The 13897-nt window shown below is 68.1% G+C and carries 15 protein-coding genes; 10 read left to right on the forward strand and 5 right to left on the reverse strand.

Annotated elements, in window-relative coordinates; translation table 11 throughout:
• Nucleotides 1-108: 108 nt before the first annotated feature.
• From EZM81_RS16590 to EZM81_RS16625, 8 genes are all read left to right on the forward strand, one after another.
• The gene (locus tag EZM81_RS16590; protein WP_136646502.1) at nt 109-357 is read left to right on the forward strand and encodes a hypothetical protein; all 249 of its coding nucleotides are present in this window, start codon (nt 109-111) and stop codon (nt 355-357) included.
• Nucleotides 354-1463, forward strand: a complete 1110-nt coding sequence (locus EZM81_RS16595; RefSeq protein WP_136646503.1) for a patatin-like phospholipase family protein — start codon at nt 354-356, stop codon at nt 1461-1463. Before EZM81_RS16590 ends, EZM81_RS16595 begins: the two co-directional genes overlap by 4 nt.
• A gap of 459 nt (nt 1464-1922) precedes the next feature.
• Nucleotides 1923-2612 carry a 3-hydroxybutyrate dehydrogenase gene (locus EZM81_RS16600; protein ID WP_248298258.1) on the forward strand — a complete coding sequence of 230 codons (690 nt, stop codon included), beginning with the start codon at nt 1923-1925 and terminating at the stop codon, nt 2610-2612.
• Between the two features lie 664 nt (nt 2613-3276).
• On the forward strand, nt 3277-3783 hold the full coding sequence (locus tag EZM81_RS16605) for a DUF1269 domain-containing protein (RefSeq protein WP_136646504.1): 507 nt from the start codon (nt 3277-3279) through the stop codon (nt 3781-3783).
• A gap of 11 nt (nt 3784-3794) precedes the next feature.
• The gene (locus tag EZM81_RS16610; protein WP_248298259.1) at nt 3795-3950 is read left to right on the forward strand and encodes a DUF3096 domain-containing protein; all 156 of its coding nucleotides are present in this window, start codon (nt 3795-3797) and stop codon (nt 3948-3950) included.
• A 79-nt stretch (nt 3951-4029) separates the two neighbouring features.
• Nucleotides 4030-5031, forward strand: a complete 1002-nt coding sequence (locus EZM81_RS16615) for an HlyD family secretion protein (protein ID WP_136646505.1) — start codon at nt 4030-4032, stop codon at nt 5029-5031.
• Nucleotides 5028-6569 (forward strand): DHA2 family efflux MFS transporter permease subunit, encoded by a 1542-nt coding sequence (locus tag EZM81_RS16620; RefSeq protein WP_136646506.1) that lies wholly within the window; start codon nt 5028-5030, stop codon nt 6567-6569. Before EZM81_RS16615 ends, EZM81_RS16620 begins: the two co-directional genes overlap by 4 nt.
• Complete coding sequence (locus EZM81_RS16625) at nt 6566-7996, forward strand: MFS transporter (protein WP_136646507.1); 1431 nt, start codon at nt 6566-6568, stop codon at nt 7994-7996. Before EZM81_RS16620 ends, EZM81_RS16625 begins: the two co-directional genes overlap by 4 nt.
• Before the next feature lie 26 nt (nt 7997-8022).
• On the opposite strand, the gene EZM81_RS16630 is transcribed toward EZM81_RS16625, so the two are convergent.
• Genes EZM81_RS16630 through EZM81_RS18365 form a run of 3 tightly spaced genes read right to left on the reverse strand, consistent with a single transcriptional unit; the run spans nt 8023 to nt 10696 of the window.
• Nucleotides 8023-9999 (reverse strand): bifunctional DedA family/phosphatase PAP2 family protein, encoded by a 1977-nt coding sequence (locus EZM81_RS16630; protein WP_136646508.1) that lies wholly within the window; start codon nt 9997-9999, stop codon nt 8023-8025.
• Complete coding sequence (locus tag EZM81_RS16635; RefSeq protein ID WP_136646509.1) at nt 9996-10187, reverse strand: hypothetical protein; 192 nt, start codon at nt 10185-10187, stop codon at nt 9996-9998. The genes EZM81_RS16630 and EZM81_RS16635 overlap by 4 nt, the downstream gene beginning before the upstream one ends.
• Nucleotides 10187-10696, reverse strand: coding sequence for a DUF502 domain-containing protein (locus EZM81_RS18365; RefSeq protein WP_169052398.1), 510 nt, complete (start codon nt 10694-10696; stop codon nt 10187-10189). Before EZM81_RS18365 ends, EZM81_RS16635 begins: the two co-directional genes overlap by 1 nt.
• Nucleotides 10697-10765: 69 nt before the next feature.
• Here EZM81_RS18365 and EZM81_RS18370 point away from each other — a divergent pair, with 69 nt between their 5' ends.
• On the forward strand, nt 10766-11383 hold the full coding sequence (locus EZM81_RS18370) for a YbhN family protein (protein ID WP_169052399.1): 618 nt from the start codon (nt 10766-10768) through the stop codon (nt 11381-11383).
• Between the two features lie 61 nt (nt 11384-11444).
• Entirely contained in the window at nt 11445-13400 is a 1956-nt protein-coding gene (mprF, locus tag EZM81_RS16645) for a bifunctional lysylphosphatidylglycerol flippase/synthetase MprF (protein WP_248298260.1), read from the forward strand.
• Here mprF and EZM81_RS16650 read toward each other — a convergent pair whose 3' ends face one another.
• Together EZM81_RS16650 and EZM81_RS16655 are read right to left on the reverse strand one after the other, a co-directional pair.
• Entirely contained in the window at nt 13401-13496 is a 96-nt protein-coding gene (locus tag EZM81_RS16650) for a DUF2474 domain-containing protein (protein WP_136646512.1), read from the reverse strand.
• Nucleotides 13497-13537: 41 nt separating this feature from the next.
• Nucleotides 13538-13843, reverse strand: a complete 306-nt coding sequence (locus tag EZM81_RS16655) for a cytochrome d ubiquinol oxidase subunit II (protein ID WP_211195436.1) — start codon at nt 13841-13843, stop codon at nt 13538-13540.
• Nucleotides 13844-13897 lie beyond the last annotated feature (54 nt).

Genomic DNA, 13897 nt, shown 5'->3' on the forward strand with positions numbered 1-13897 from the left:
GCCCCCGGATCCGGGGGCGCGCTTCAAAGATTACAGCGATTCAATCTGCCCGGCAGCGCATGGCAATGCGTGCCGGGCAGGTTGTCGTCAGTGAAGGGAATACCGACCATGCTGTCCCACCTGCGCAATTCCGGGCTGATCGTCATCGGAACGTCGATGAGCATCCTCATGATCGGGCTCGCCGCCCTGATCGCGCTGCCGATTCTGGCCGCCGTGGCGTTGGCCCTGGTGCTTGCCGGGCCTTCAAGCCGGAGGCTGGACCGGATGCGGGCCGCAGCCATGGGCGGTCCGGTCATCGAGGGGCAATGGACGATGCTCGACCTGCGCGCCCCGGCCGAGGGGAGGACGAAGGCATGAAACGGACCACCCGGCACCGCACCACCTTCGTCCTGCAGGGGGGCGGTGCGCTTGGCGCCTATCAGGCGGGCGCCGTCTGCCGTCTGGCCGAAGCCGGCATCCTGCCCGATCTGGTGGCCGGCATCTCGATCGGGGCAATCAACGCAGCGTTGATTGCCGGCAACCCGCCCGACCGTCGCGCCGAGCGGCTGACGGCCTTCTGGGAACGGGTGAGCGGCGCCGCGTCTTGGCCGGGGCTGCGGTTTCTGGGCGCCGGGATCGCGCTGACCGCCGGCGCGCCGGGCTTCTTCGCGCCGCGCCCCTGGCCGGCCGCGCTCGACGCCTCCGGCCTGCCGGGCCATGCGGGCTTCTACGACACCGCGCCCCTGCGCCATACGCTTGAGGATCTGGTCGACTTCGACCTGTTGAACGCCGGGCCGGTGCGTCTGGTCGTAGGTTCGGTGAACGTGGCCACCGGGAATTTCATCTGGTTCGACAGCGCCGAACGCCGCATCGGGCCGGAGCACATGATGGCATCGGGGGCGCTGCCCCTTGGATTTCCACCAGTCGAGATCGACGGAGACTATTTCTGGGACGGCGGTCTGGTGATGAACACGCCACTTGCCCGGGTGATCGAGAGCCGCGCTGACGACCTCCCGCTGGTGGTCTGGCAGGTGGACCTCTTTCCGGCTCGTGGACCCGTTCCCCGCTCGATCTGGACGGTCGAGGCACGCGAGAAGGACATCCGCTTTTCCAGCCGCATCCGAGCTGTGACCGACCGGATGCGCGCCAAACACGCGCTTGCTGCCGCCCTGCATGCACATGCGGATGCGCTGCCCGCGGCGTTGAAGGCCGATCCTACGGTGGCGCGGCTGCTTGCACCCCCGGCCCGGGCGCCGCTGACGCTGATCCATCTGATCTATCGCGCCAAGCCCTACGAGACGGGTGCCAAGGACTATGACTTCTCGCGCGAGGCGATGCGGGCGCCCTGGGCGGCCGGCGTTGCGGACGTGGCACGCAGCCTGTCACACCCGCAACTGTCCGCACACGACGCGACCAAGGCCGGGATGCATGTCTTCGATGCCGCCGACTCTGAAGAAAAGGCGCCGATCCATGAAAGAGGATGATCTGGTCGCGCGCACTTTGTTGCCATGCCGCCGACGTTGCCATGCCGCCGACAAGCCCCGGCTTCCCGCCTGGCCCTGTCGCACCGACCGCTGCAAGTTCATGGTCATCACCCACCGCGCCGGCCCGCAGGCCCGGCGCGGCTGGAGCTGTTCCACCGCGCAGCGGGCCGGATGGCCGGCCGGTGCCAGGGGCCGTCTCGGCTGTCCATATCCCGACGCAGCGACCCGGGGCATCGGGCCTCTCGCACAAGACCATCTCGGGGCCGCGCCATGGCTGGGGCCATCCGTCGGCCCTCCGGTCTGCGGGCATCTGACACGCGCACGGAAATGCGGTCGCACGGCGGCCGGCAGCAAGGAGAATGACCTTGGATCTCAAGGGCAAATCCTGCATCGTCACCGGGGCCGCCAGCGGCATCGGGCGGGCCATAGCGGAACGCCACGTTCGCGCGGGGGGGCCTTGTGGCCATCGCCGACCTGAAGCAGGCGGCTGCCGATGCCGTTGCGGTCGAGCTGACGGCGAGCGGCCCGGGCCGCGCCATCGGGGTGGCGATGGACGTGACAGATGAGGACCAGGTGAACGCCGGTGTGGCAAAGGTCGTCGCGGCCTTCGGCGGCGTGGATGTGCTGGTCTCGAACGCGGGCGTCCAGATCGTCCACCCGGTCGAGGAGTTTCCCTTCGCCGACTGGAAGAAGCTGCTGGCGATCCACCTCGATGGCGCCTTCCTGACCTCGAAGGCCTGCATCCCGCACATGAAGGCGCGGGGGGGCGGGGCCATCGTCTTCACGGGCTCGGTCCATTCGCGCGAGGCATCGCCCCTGAAATCGGCCTATGTCACGGCCAAGCACGGCCTTCTGGGCCTTGCCCGCGTCATCGCCAAGGAAGGCGGCAAGCACGGCATCCGCGCCAACGTGATCTGTCCCGGCTTCGTGCGCACGCCCCTGGTGGAAAAGCAGATCCCCGAACAGGCGGCCGAACTCGGCATCTCCGAGAAGGAGGTGATCGAGCGCATCATGCTGGGCGAGACGGCGGACAAGGAGTTCACCACGGTCGAGGACGTGGCCGAGGTGGCTTTCGTCTTTGCCGCCTTCCCGACCAACGCCCTTACCGGGCAGGCGCTGAACGTGAGCCACGGCTGGAACATGGCCTGAGGGGGCGGCGATGGCCGGTTGGCTTTTGCATCTTCAGGGCAACACCGGGGCCGGGGTCGCGGCCTCTGAACTGGTTCTGCTGGGTGCCGGCGTCGTGCTGTCGCGGCTGTGGTCGCGCGGGAGGACTGCCAACGGGGTCGAGTTTCTCGAATGCAGGACGCCGAAGGCCGAGCTCATGATCGCTTTTCCGACCAGGAAGCCGCAAGACTTCCTGCGCGGGCTGCCGATCGCGGACGAGGTGGGCTTCCTCGTCACCGACATGCGGATGCGCAACCCCGACCGGCCCAAGGTCTTTGCCTGCGGCGGTGCTGACGGTGTCGAAGCTCGGCGCCTTGGGGCATCAGGAATACGAGATGGTCGGGCGGCGGATCGCCGGGGACATGGCCAGAATGGAGCCTGCGAAGGCCGATGCGCCCTGGATGCCCGGGGTCGTCTGCATCGGCGACATGCGGGCGGCCAGGCATTTTACATTGACGCGACAAGCTGGTGCGGCGGTAACATCCAGGAGCTGCGCAGGGGGGGTGTCTGCCCTATGCCCAGAAACTGGCCAACAAGGAGACGTTCTTCCGCAACCACGGCCGCGTGCCGAACCGGGGCCTGCCGCTCGCCGAGTGGTCGGCCGAGCACATCAACCTCTGAACCCCGGGGACAAGGAGACCGGATCATGGCTGAACTGGTGGTGATCGGCTCCGACGATGCCGAAGCGGCGGAAGCCGCCAGCAGGAAGCTGTTCGAACTGTCGAACGAATACTACGCCGATGTCGGCGACGCCGTGGTCGCGGTGGCCGACGAGAACGGCAAGGTGCATCTGTGCCAGATGGTCAACCCCTGGTCGCTAGGGGCGATGTCGGGCTCGTTATGGGGGCTGCTGATCGGGGTCCTGTTCCTGAACCCGCTGATCGGGCTGGTCACCGGGGCGGCGGCGGGCGCCGTGGCCGGGGCGCTCAGTGATTTCGGGATCCGCGACGACTTCATGAAGGACGTGGCCAAGACCCTGTCGCCCGGCAAGGCGGCGCTGTTCATGATGGCGCGCAACGTGACCTCGGACCGGGTCATCGGGCATCTGGCTGAACTGGGCGGCACGGTGCTGCGCACCAACCTGTCCTCGACCGACGAGGCGAAACTGCGCGCCCACTTCGTCGAGGCGCAGAAGCAGGCGGTGGCGCAATGATGGGGATGCAGATGCACCTGGTGCTGGGGCCGCTGGCGGCGCTGATCGCCGGAATCCTGATCCTTATCATGCCGCGACTACTGAACTATATTGTCGCGACCTATCTTGTCCTGACCGGCCTCGTCGGGTTGTTCCCGGTGCTGATGGATGGGCCGATGGGGCCGTGACGGCCGGGGAAAGCCAACAAGATACCGGCCCGCGGCGCGCCGTTCGTGCCGTAGGTCGGTCGTTCCGTCGAGGTTGACAATGAAATCCTTCAAGATCCTTGTGCTGATCGCTGTCCTTGCCGGTGCTGCGGGCGGGCTTGCCCTGTGGTGGCGGCATCAGGCGCTGCACCCCTCGACAGACGATGCCTATGTAGGTGCAAACGTGCTGACAGTCGCGGCTCGGGTCGGCGGGCGGGTTGCCGCAGTCGAGGTGCAGGAACATGAACTGGTGCACCGGGGCCAGGTTCTTCTGCGCCTGCAGGATGACATCCTGCGGGCCGAACTTGGCGCGGCACAGGCGGCCTTCGAACAGGCCGCGCAGACCGCCGGTGCCGGCGCGGCGCAGGTGGCGGCCGCCGAGGCGCAGCTGGCCCAGGCCAATGCGGTGCTTGAGCAGGCCCAGACCGCCTTCGACAGGGCCGAGGCGCTGTATTCCCGGGGTGATCTGGCGCAGGCAGCACTGGACAACGCCCGAACCACGCGCGATGGGGCGCTGGCGGCGCGCGATGCGGCGGCCGCGGCGCTGAAGGCTGCGCAGGATCAGCTGGGGGCGCAGGGCACTGAGAATGCCGCCGTGCGCGCGGCCATGGCGCGGCTGGAACAGGCGCGCATTGCGCTGGATGATGCGGTGCTGCGCAGTCCGGTCAACGGCTGGGTGGCCAACCTATCGCTGCGTCCCGGCGCCATGGTGGCGGCCGGCCAGCCGCTGTTTTCCATCATCGAGGACGGGGACTGGTGGGTGGATGCGAATTTCAAGGAAACCGACATCGCCCGTCTGCGGCCCGGCCAGCCCGCCACCGTGACCATCGACATGTATCCGGGGATGGTGTTGAAGGGCCGGGTAGAAAGCATCGGAGCGGGATCTGGGGCGGTCTTCTCGCTTCTGCCGCCGCAGAACGCGACCGGCAACTGGGTCAAGGTGACACAGCGCTTTCCGGTCCGCATCGCGCTGGAAGCAGGCTCCGGCGATGCCGCCATGCCGCTGCGTGTGGGCGCGTCAAGCACAGTCACCGTGGATACCACGGCAACGCCCGCGCCATGACCGGTGCTGCTGCCAAGGCTGAAACTGCTGCGCCGCCCGCCGTGCGCTGGACGGTGATCCTGGCCGTGGTGCTGACCGCAGTGCTGGAGGTGCTGGATTCCACCATCGTCAACGTGGCGCTGCCGCATATCAAGGCGGCCTTCGGCATCACCTCGGACCAGACGGTCTGGATCCTGACCAGCTACATCGTGGCTTCGGTCGCGGTGATGCCGCTGACCGGGCTTTTCGTGCGCCGGTTCGGGCGGCGGCGGCTGATCACCGGGGCGATCCTGGCCTTTGCCGGGTTCTCGATGCTGTGCGGGCTGGCGCAGAACGTCGAAATGATGGTGGCCTTCCGCCTGGGCCAGGGGCTGGCCGGGGCCTTCCTGATCCCACTGTCGCAGTCGATCCTGTTCGACGCCTTCCCAAAGGAAAAGCGCGGTCAGGCGATGGCGCTGTTCGGCCTGGGCGTGGTCGTGGCCCCGGTGCTGGGGCCGACGCTGGGGGCACTTTTGACCGAATATTTCAGCTGGCGCGCGGTGTTCTACGTCAACCTGCCCGTCGCCGCCTTCGCGCTCATGATGATGGCGGGCGAACTGCCGCAGGAGGACGTGAAGCGCGTCCATATCGACTGGCTCGGCCTTGCGCTGATGGTCACGGCGATCGGCGCGGTGCAGATGGTGCTGGACCTGGGCGAGACTCGCGACTGGTTCGCCTCGCGCCTGATCCAGGTTGCCGCGCTGGTCGCGCTGTTCGCGGGCACCGTCTTCGTCACGCGCGGCTGGCGGATGTGGGACGGGATCATCGACTTCGCGCTTCTGCGCGACCGCAGTTTCGCCGCCGCGAACGCGACGATGCTGGGGTTCGGCCTGGCTATGTTCGGCACGATCGCGGTGCTGCCGCTCTTCGTGCAGGGGCTCTTGGGCTATCCGGTGGTGGATGCCGGCCTTCTGTTCATGCCGCGAGGTCTCGCCGCCGGGGCCTCGATGGTGCTGACCGGGGCGGTGCTGATGGGCCGGGTCGATCCGCGCGTCCTTCTGGTGCTGGGGCTTTGCGCCCTGGGCCTCGGCAACCTGGGCCTTGCGCGGTTGAACCTCGACGCCGGCTTCTGGGACATCGCCCTGCCCGGCATCGTCTCGGGCCTCGGCATGGGGCTGTTCTTCGTGCCCATGTCGACGCTCGCCTTCCAGAACGTCGGACGCGACCGGCAGGACGAGGCCTCGGGCATCTACGGCGTCGCGCGATCCATCGGGTCGTCGGTCGGCATCGCCGTGGTGGGCTGGCAGGTGGCCACCCGCACCCAGTTCCACTGGAGCGTCCTCGTGCAGGACATCACCCCCTTCCGCCCCGAGGTCGCAGCCTGGCTGGCGCCGCTGGGGCTATCCCCGACCGACCCGGCGGCGGCCGCGCAGCTTTCGGGCGTGATCGCCCGGCAGGCGCAGATGCTGGCCTTCCAGGACGCCTTCGCGCTGACCGGCTGGGCAGCCTTCGCCATGCTGCCCTTCGTGGCGCTGATGCAGAAGCCGAAGACGGGCGCCAAGGCAGGGATGGCGCATTGACGGCCACACAGGATTTCCGGGCGCGCGTGGTCGTAGCGCTGATCGTGGCGCTGGCCATGCTGATGGAGACAACGGACGCCACCGTGCTGGCCACCGCGCTGCCGGTCCTGTCGCAGGACCTGTCGGTCCCCGTCCTGTCCTTGAAACTGGCGCTGTCCACCTACCTGATCGCCTTCGCGGCGATGGTGCCGGTTTCGGGCTGGCTGGCCGACCGCTTCGGGGCGCGGCGGGTCTTCGTCGCGGCGATGGTGATTTTCCTGACCGGCTCGGCCCTTTGCGCCGCGCAATCGACGCTGACCGGGCTGGTCCTGTCGCGCGCGGTGCAGGGCGCGGGGGGCGCGATGATAGTGCCGGTGGGCCGGCTGATCGTGCTGCGCGGCGTGGCCAAGGACGAGATGGTACAGGCCCTCGCCTGGATCACCGTGCCTGCGCTGATGGGGCCGGCGCTGGGGCCGCTCGTGGGCGCGACCGTCACCCAGACCCTCGGCTGGCGCTGGATCTTCCTCATCAACCTGCCCATCGGTCTGATCGCCATCGCGCTCGCCCTGGCGCTGATTCCGCGCCTGCCGCCCGAGCCGGTCGCGCCCCTCGACCGCACCAGCTTCGTCCTTTCCGCCCTAGGCCTCGGCGCCGGGCTGTTCGGCCTGTTCTGCCTCGGCGAACATCTGGTCTCGACGCCCGTCGCCCTCGGGGCCATGGCGGCGGGTCTGGCGGTGATGGCGCTCTACACGATCCGCGCGCGGGGGCGAAGCGATGCGCTGGTCGATCCGCGCCTGTTCCAGCACCATACCTTCACCGTCGGCATCGTTGCGGGCACGATCTTCCGCATGAGCGGCGGGGCGGCGGCCTTCCTCCTGCCGCTCCTGTTCCAGGTCGGACTGGGGCTCTCGATCCTGGTCTCGGGCCTGCTCAGCGGGCTCTTCGCGCTGGGAGGGTTGACGATGCGGGCACTGGCGCCGCGGATCCTGAACCGTTTCGGTTTCCGTCGGACGCTGATCGCTGGCACGCTGGTCAGCACGGCGGCCTTCCTCGGCCTCGGCACGATCCAGAGCGTGAACTACGCGGTCATCGTGCCGCTGGTGATCCTGGCAGGATTCGCGCAGGCGCTGGTGTTCACCGGGCTGAACGGCATCGTCTTCGTCGATGCGACGGAAGAGGAGATGGGCCGCGCCACCGGCCTTTCCGCGGTCTCGCAGCAGGTGGGGCTGACGGCGGGCATCTCGCTCTCGGCCTTCGTGCTGCAGATGGGCGGGGCAATCCCGCCCCCGACGCCCCGCCGCAGCTGTCGCATCTTCCGGCCGCATTCTGGGCTACGGGCCGCAGTCCTCATGATCGCCGCAGCTAGCCTGACCGCGCTGCGCCGGGGCGAGGCCGCGGCGTTGAGGCATCGGCCCCGGCACGCCCACCGCCTGCACGACCGGGTATGACGCGACGGAGGCTTCGGCGCCACAGGTCAAACCGGGCCAAGCAACTGCGTTCTGTCTCCAGCCGTCACCGTGCGCAGGTTCGGATCTGGCATGGCAAGAGTCGGGGAAGGGCCGTCCTCGGCAATGGAAAGGGTCAACAGACCGAAGGGGTGGATCAGGCGCTCATGCTCCAGCGTGCCCAGCAGGATGGGTCGAGGCGGCCCGACGCCTTCAACCGCATGGCCCGAGGCGTAAAGGCGCAGCACACTGCGTGAGGCGCCATCGGCGGCCGGCAGGATCAGGGTCAGCACCGGATAAGCGCCGTCGTCAAGCCTGGGCAGGACGGGCAGCGCCTCGCTCGGGGCTGCGGGCGACAGAACGGCCCCAAGGGCGACTGAAAGCGGCTGCGGCGCGTGCCAGCCTTGGCCTAGCAGAAGGTTCTGCAGGTCTGCCAAGTTACCGGCCCATTGCAGCGTGAAAACTTCCTCGGTCTCCCCGGCAAGGTCGGTTCGGCGGGCGGGCAGAGCGGTCCAGCCACCGGCCAGCCAGTCGGCCATGGTCATGATCTCGAGCGGGGGGGAAACGGGGGCATAGATGCGCAGGGCGGCGGGAAGGTTCGTCATGGCATGCCAGCCGCCGAACCCGGCGAAGACCGCAAGAGTCGCCGCCAGGGTTCCCCGTGCGACAGGGGTTGGGTCGGTCCGGCGGAATGCCAGCGCAAAGACCAGTGTCAGCCCGGCGCCGAGCAGAAGACCACCCGCTACGTCCGATGGCCAGTGCGCGGCAAGATAGATGCGCGAGGCTGCGATCAGTGCGACCAGAACCGCCAGTAGCCCCGCCAGCCGCCCGCCCCAGCGCTGTGGCAACCCGCGCCATGCAAACCAGATCAGCAGCCCGAACAGCGTTGCCGCCCCGGTGGCATGGCCGCTGGGAAATCCGAACACCTGCGCGCCGTCATAAAGCGCGGTCGGGCGCGGAATGGCGAAAGTCAGCTTCATCGCGGTGGCAAATGCGGTGGAAAGTCCCATCGTCAGCGCGACCCCCGTCGCCAGATGCCAGCGGCGGCGGATGATCAGCCATAACACCGCCGCCACCGTCGCAGTGATGATCACCGGGGCATCGCCAAGGTTTGTCACCAGGGTCATCGCCTCGTTCCCCGGCGCGGTCCGCAGGCTCGTCACTGCCCGACTCAGCGCCGCATCGGCCCGGGCAAGGCCCGCATGTTCGGCGACTTCTTCTGCCAGGCCCGCCAGCGCCATCGCGACCATCAGCAAGGGCAGGCCCAGCAGAATCAGCGGACGCAGGTCATCGTCGGGGCTGAGCACCGCCAGCGCAGCCCGGCGCCAGGGTGCGGGCGGGCGGCTGCGCAGGCGCTGGGCCACAAGGGCGCGCAGGCCATCGGCCCTAGGCAGAACCCAGCGCAGCACCAGACGCAACAGCAGCAGCGCCAGAAAGACCGTCAGTATCAGGCCCAGCACCAGCAGCAGAAGCCGCGCGCTGACATGGCCTGCCAGCCCAAGCCCCATGCCGGCCAGCGCCCCCGGAAGGACATGCGACGGCGCCCAGATCAGGGCCGATCCGATGTTGGCCGCGAAGAACCGCCCGGCCGGCATGCCCGAGGCGCCCGCGACCACGGGCACGATCGCCCGCACCCCCGGCGTGAAGCGGGCGATCAGGATGCTCTTGCCGCCATGGCGGTTGAAGAAGCGCTGCCCGTCCGTGATCAGCCGGGGGTAGCGGCTGAAGGGCCAGATGACCCCGATCCGGTCGCGCCAGTGATGGCCCACCCACCATGACAAGGCATCCCCCGCGATCGCCCCCAGCGTCGCCCCGATCAGCACTGGCCACAGCGGCAGATGGCCAAGACCGATCATCGCGCTGAGACCCAGAAGAATGGCCGTGCCGGGGATCAGGGCCCCCACGACGACGATGGATTCCGAAGCCGCCAGCAGAAAGACGATCAGGGCCGCCAGATTGGCGTGCTGTTCGATGAAGGCCACGAATGCCGGGGCGATCTGGTTCATGCCCTTACTGCAGTCAGGGGCTGCGGGCCGGTGAAAGCATCCGGCCGCGCCGGGGTCAGCGCGCCCAGCGAGACATAGACACGCAACAGGTCGTCGGCCGTCATGCCCGGCACGGGGGCGATGCTGGCCTCGGGCACCAGCACCAGCCCGCCGGACATGGGCAGCGGTGAGGTGGGCAGATAGACCATCACACGCCGATCGCCGCCTGGCGTGTCATAGACTTGCGCGCTGGCCTGCAGCGCCAGCACATCGGCCCCGCCAGCCCCCCGAAGCGCACCATGACCACGCGCATCGCCTTGATCTCGTCGCCGCTGCCACCCGCCATCAGGCGGAACACCTGCGCCACCAGGCGATAGACCAGCCGCAGAAGCGGCACCCGCAAGAACAGCGCGTCAAGCCAGCCCTCGATCCCCTTGCGCGCACGCCCCCTGATAAGGACGCCAAGTGCCCAGATTTCGGCCAGCACGGCAAGCAGGCCCAGCAGAAAGGCAACGGCCGCGTGATTCTGCCCGACCATTGCCGAGCAGGCACGCGCCAGCAGGTCGCCCGCCCAGGTGCCCGGCCCGAAGGCCCCAGCAAGACGCGACATGATCCATTGCAGGATCATCAAGGTCAGGGTCAACGGGGCCAGAACCGCAAGCCCGGTCAGGAAGCTGCCGATCAAGCCACTGTGCCAGATCCGCCTCAGAAAGCTCATGTGCGGAAATCCCACCTCGGTTGCCGACGTTTGAACGACAAAGCATAAGAGTTGGAGACACCCTTTCCCATGGGAATCAAGCCGCCCATGCCGGTTGATGCCGAGATCTTGACGGAACGCCCGGGGTTCTGGCCGCGCATCAAGGCCGCGTTTCCCTATATCGTTGCGGCCGGGCTTTTTGCGGTGGGTCTCTGGGCGCTTTACCGGCTTTTGGCACCGGTAAATCTGGCCGAGGTCGCGGCTCAGGTACATGCCACGCCCTGGACAACGCTGGCTCTGGCGCTGGCGGCCACGTTTTGCGGGTATCTTTCTCTGGCGGGTTATGACTGGTCGGCGCTGCGCTACATCGGCAAGCCGCTGCCGGTGCCGGTGGTTCTGACCGGGGGGCTGATGGCCTATGCCTTCGGCAACACCATCGGACTTACCGCCGTCTCGGGCGGGGCGGTGCGGTGGCGGGTCTATTCCGGGCTTGGACTTGATGGCTACGACGTTGCCGCCGTGTCCACCTTCGCTGCCGTGTCCTTTGGCGTGGCGGCAACCGTGGTCGGCCTTTGGCGCTCTGGCCCTGCATCCGGGTGCCCTCGCTTCGGTGCTACCCTTTTCGGCGACGACCATCCGGCTGTTGGCCATCGGTATCGTCCTTGCCATAGCGCTGCCGCTGGCCTAGGCCTCGGTCTCAGACCATAGCCTGACGCTGGGACGCTTCACGCTGCATGCGCCTTCGCTGCCGGTCCTTGCCGGGCAGATCCTGTTCAGCCTTGGCGACATCGGCTTTTCGGCGCTGACGCTATACCTGCTGCTGCCGGTATCGGACCTTGGCTTCCTGACCTTCCTGGCGGTCTTTGCCGCCGCTACCATGGTCGGCATCATCAGCCACGTCCCCGGCGGGATCGGCGTGTTCGAAACGGTGGTCATTGCCGCCATGCCTGCGGGCAGTCCGATGCACAAGGTGGCGGCGGCGCTGCTGCTATACCGGCTTGTGTATTTCCTCGTTCCCTTCGTGCTGGCGCTGGTGGTTCTGGCCCTTCACGAGGCCTGGCGGGCAGCCGGAGCGCATGCGCCGGCCGGGGCCTTCGGAAGGGCCATGGCCGCGATGGACCCCGCCTTGCGCGCGGTCGCACCCCTTGCGCCGCTGGTGCTGGCGGTCATGGTCTTCGGTTCGGGCCTTTGGATGAGCCTGTCGGCCCTGATCCCGCCCACGACCGAGGCCGCAGAGGTGGCCGAGACGCTGTTTCCTCTGGCCTTCGTGGAGGGGTCGGCGCTTCTGTCCTCGGCGCTGGGGGCGGGGCTGATCCTCTTGGCGCTGGGGATCGTGCGGCGCAGCCTCGGGGCCTTCTGGCTGACGCTGGCGGCGATGGCGGCCGGCGTGGTCGTGGCACTGGTCCAAGGCCCCGACTGGCAGCGTGCGGGTGCCCTTGCGCTGGCGCTGGTGATCCTGCTGCGTTTCCGGCGCGAATTCCACCGGCGCACCACGCTGACCCATGCCGCCCTTGGCCCCGGCTGGATCGCACTTGTCGTCACCACGATTGCCGCCTTCGGTTTCGTGCTGTTCTTTGACCACAAGGGCACACCCTATGCGCACGAGTTGTGGTGGCAGTTCGCGGTTGACGGCCGAGTGCCGCGGGCCTTGCGGGCGGGGCTGGTTGCCAGCCTGATCGTCGGGCTGGCCGCGCTGTGGCTTCTGCTGCGTGCGCCGAGGCATCGCTTCGTGCTGCCGGGGGCGGACGACCTTTCCCGCGCTGCCGCGATTTCGGCTGTGGCCGACCGGCCCGATACGGGTTTTGCCCTGACCGGCGACAAGGCGCTGATCTTTTCGGACGACGGGCGCGGCTTCGTGATGTTCGGCGTCGCAGGCAGATCGTGGATCGCCTACGGCGGCCCGGTCGGGCCCGCCGACGCCGCCGGAGAGGCTGCGCTGACCTTTGTCGAAGCCGCCCGCCAGGCAGGGGCCCGGCCGGTGTTCTACGAGGTGGGGGTCGATGACGTGCCACTGATGCTGGAACTGGGCCTGATGCTGCACAAGATGGGCGAAGAGGCGGTGGTGGAACTGACCGGCTTTTCCCTGGACGGCCCCGAGCGAAAGAAGCTGCGCGCGGCCCATGCCCGCGCAGTGCGCGACGGCCTTACGCTTCAGATCGTGCAGCCCCCGCACGATCCGGCCCTGATCGCTGAACTTCGCGCGATCTCGGATGCGTGGCTCAGGACGAAAAGGGCGCGCGAGAAGGGCTTTTCGGTGGGCCGGTTCGATCCGTCCTGGCTGGGCCGCTGGCGGTTGGCGCTGGTGCGCCGTCAGGGTCGGATCGTTGCCTTCGCGCACATCCTGACCACCCGCAGTCGCGCCATGGCCACGATCGACCTGATGCGCCATTCGGATGCCGCGCCGGGCACGACGATGGAATTCCTGTTCACCGAGTTGATGCTGAAACTGAAAGGGCAAGGCTACCGCGCCTTCTCGCTGGGCATGGCGCCGCTCTCGGGACTTGCGCCTGAACGCAGCCGCAGGCTCTGGGACCGGTTCGGCGCGCTGATCTACCGCCGTGGCGGCAACTTCTACAACTTCGCCGGCCTGCGCGTCTTCAAGGAGAAGTTTCACCCCGACTGGCGGCCACGCTATCTGGCCGTGCCCTCGGCCCTGCCGCCGCTTCTGCCGCTTGCCGATGCAGCGCGGTTGATTGGGGGGAAGACGGCGCCTGTCCGGGCGTGATCAGGGCATGATGGCGGCTCTTATTGCCAGCGCGACCAGCCCCAGTGCGGCCACCCCGGCAAGATAAAGCCCCACGAACCACAGCCAGCGGCGCATCAGTGATAGCCGTCCTCGGTTCGCACCTTGCCGTGGAAGCCCTAGTAGGAATAGCCCGTGTAGGCCAGGATCATCGGGATTAGCACCAATGCGCCGACCAGCAGGAACAGAAGCGATTCATTCGGCGCGGCGGCCTCGTGAATCGTCAGGCCAGGCGGCACGATATGCGGATGAAAGCTGATCCCCAGCCCCGCATAGCTCAGCACGAACAGTGCGAGCCCGGCAAGGAAGGGCACCCCGTCCCGCCCCTCGCGCAGGCGGCGCCAGAAGGCCCAGGCGGTGGCCCCGACCAGCGCCGGCACGATCACCGTGAAGACGATGGTCGGCCAGGCGAACCAGCGCGCCAATGACGTTGCCCCCTGCGCCTAGGTCCTGTCTGCATTTGGGGATTCCCGTTTGTC

It is taken from the genome of Tabrizicola sp. YIM 78059 (assembly GCF_004959785.1).
Taxonomy (GTDB): domain Bacteria; phylum Pseudomonadota; class Alphaproteobacteria; order Rhodobacterales; family Rhodobacteraceae; genus Tabrizicola; species Tabrizicola caldifontis.

What these genes read in the sequence shown, in the direction of transcription:
- EZM81_RS16590 (WP_136646502.1), top strand. Translation starts at nt 109, where the DNA reads ATGCTGTCCCACCTGCGCAATTCCGGGCTGATCGTCATCGGAACGTCG.
- EZM81_RS16595 (WP_136646503.1), top strand. Translation starts at nt 354, where the DNA reads ATGAAACGGACCACCCGGCACCGCACCACCTTCGTCCTGCAGGGGGGC.
- EZM81_RS16605 (WP_136646504.1), top strand. Translation starts at nt 3,277, where the DNA reads ATGGCTGAACTGGTGGTGATCGGCTCCGACGATGCCGAAGCGGCGGAA.
- EZM81_RS16610 (WP_248298259.1), top strand. Translation starts at nt 3,795, where the DNA reads ATGCACCTGGTGCTGGGGCCGCTGGCGGCGCTGATCGCCGGAATCCTG.
- EZM81_RS16615 (WP_136646505.1), top strand. Translation starts at nt 4,030, where the DNA reads ATGAAATCCTTCAAGATCCTTGTGCTGATCGCTGTCCTTGCCGGTGCT.
- EZM81_RS16620 (WP_136646506.1), top strand. Translation starts at nt 5,028, where the DNA reads ATGACCGGTGCTGCTGCCAAGGCTGAAACTGCTGCGCCGCCCGCCGTG.
- EZM81_RS16630 (WP_136646508.1), bottom strand. Translation starts at nt 9,999, where the DNA reads ATGAACCAGATCGCCCCGGCATTCGTGGCCTTCATCGAACAGCACGCC.
- EZM81_RS16635 (WP_136646509.1), bottom strand. Translation starts at nt 10,187, where the DNA reads ATGGTCTATCTGCCCACCTCACCGCTGCCCATGTCCGGCGGGCTGGTG.
- EZM81_RS18365 (WP_169052398.1), bottom strand. Translation starts at nt 10,696, where the DNA reads ATGAGCTTTCTGAGGCGGATCTGGCACAGTGGCTTGATCGGCAGCTTC.
- EZM81_RS18370 (WP_169052399.1), top strand. Translation starts at nt 10,766, where the DNA reads ATGGGAATCAAGCCGCCCATGCCGGTTGATGCCGAGATCTTGACGGAA.
- EZM81_RS16650 (WP_136646512.1), bottom strand. Translation starts at nt 13,496, where the DNA reads ATGCGCCGCTGGCTGTGGTTCGTGGGGCTTTATCTTGCCGGGGTGGCC.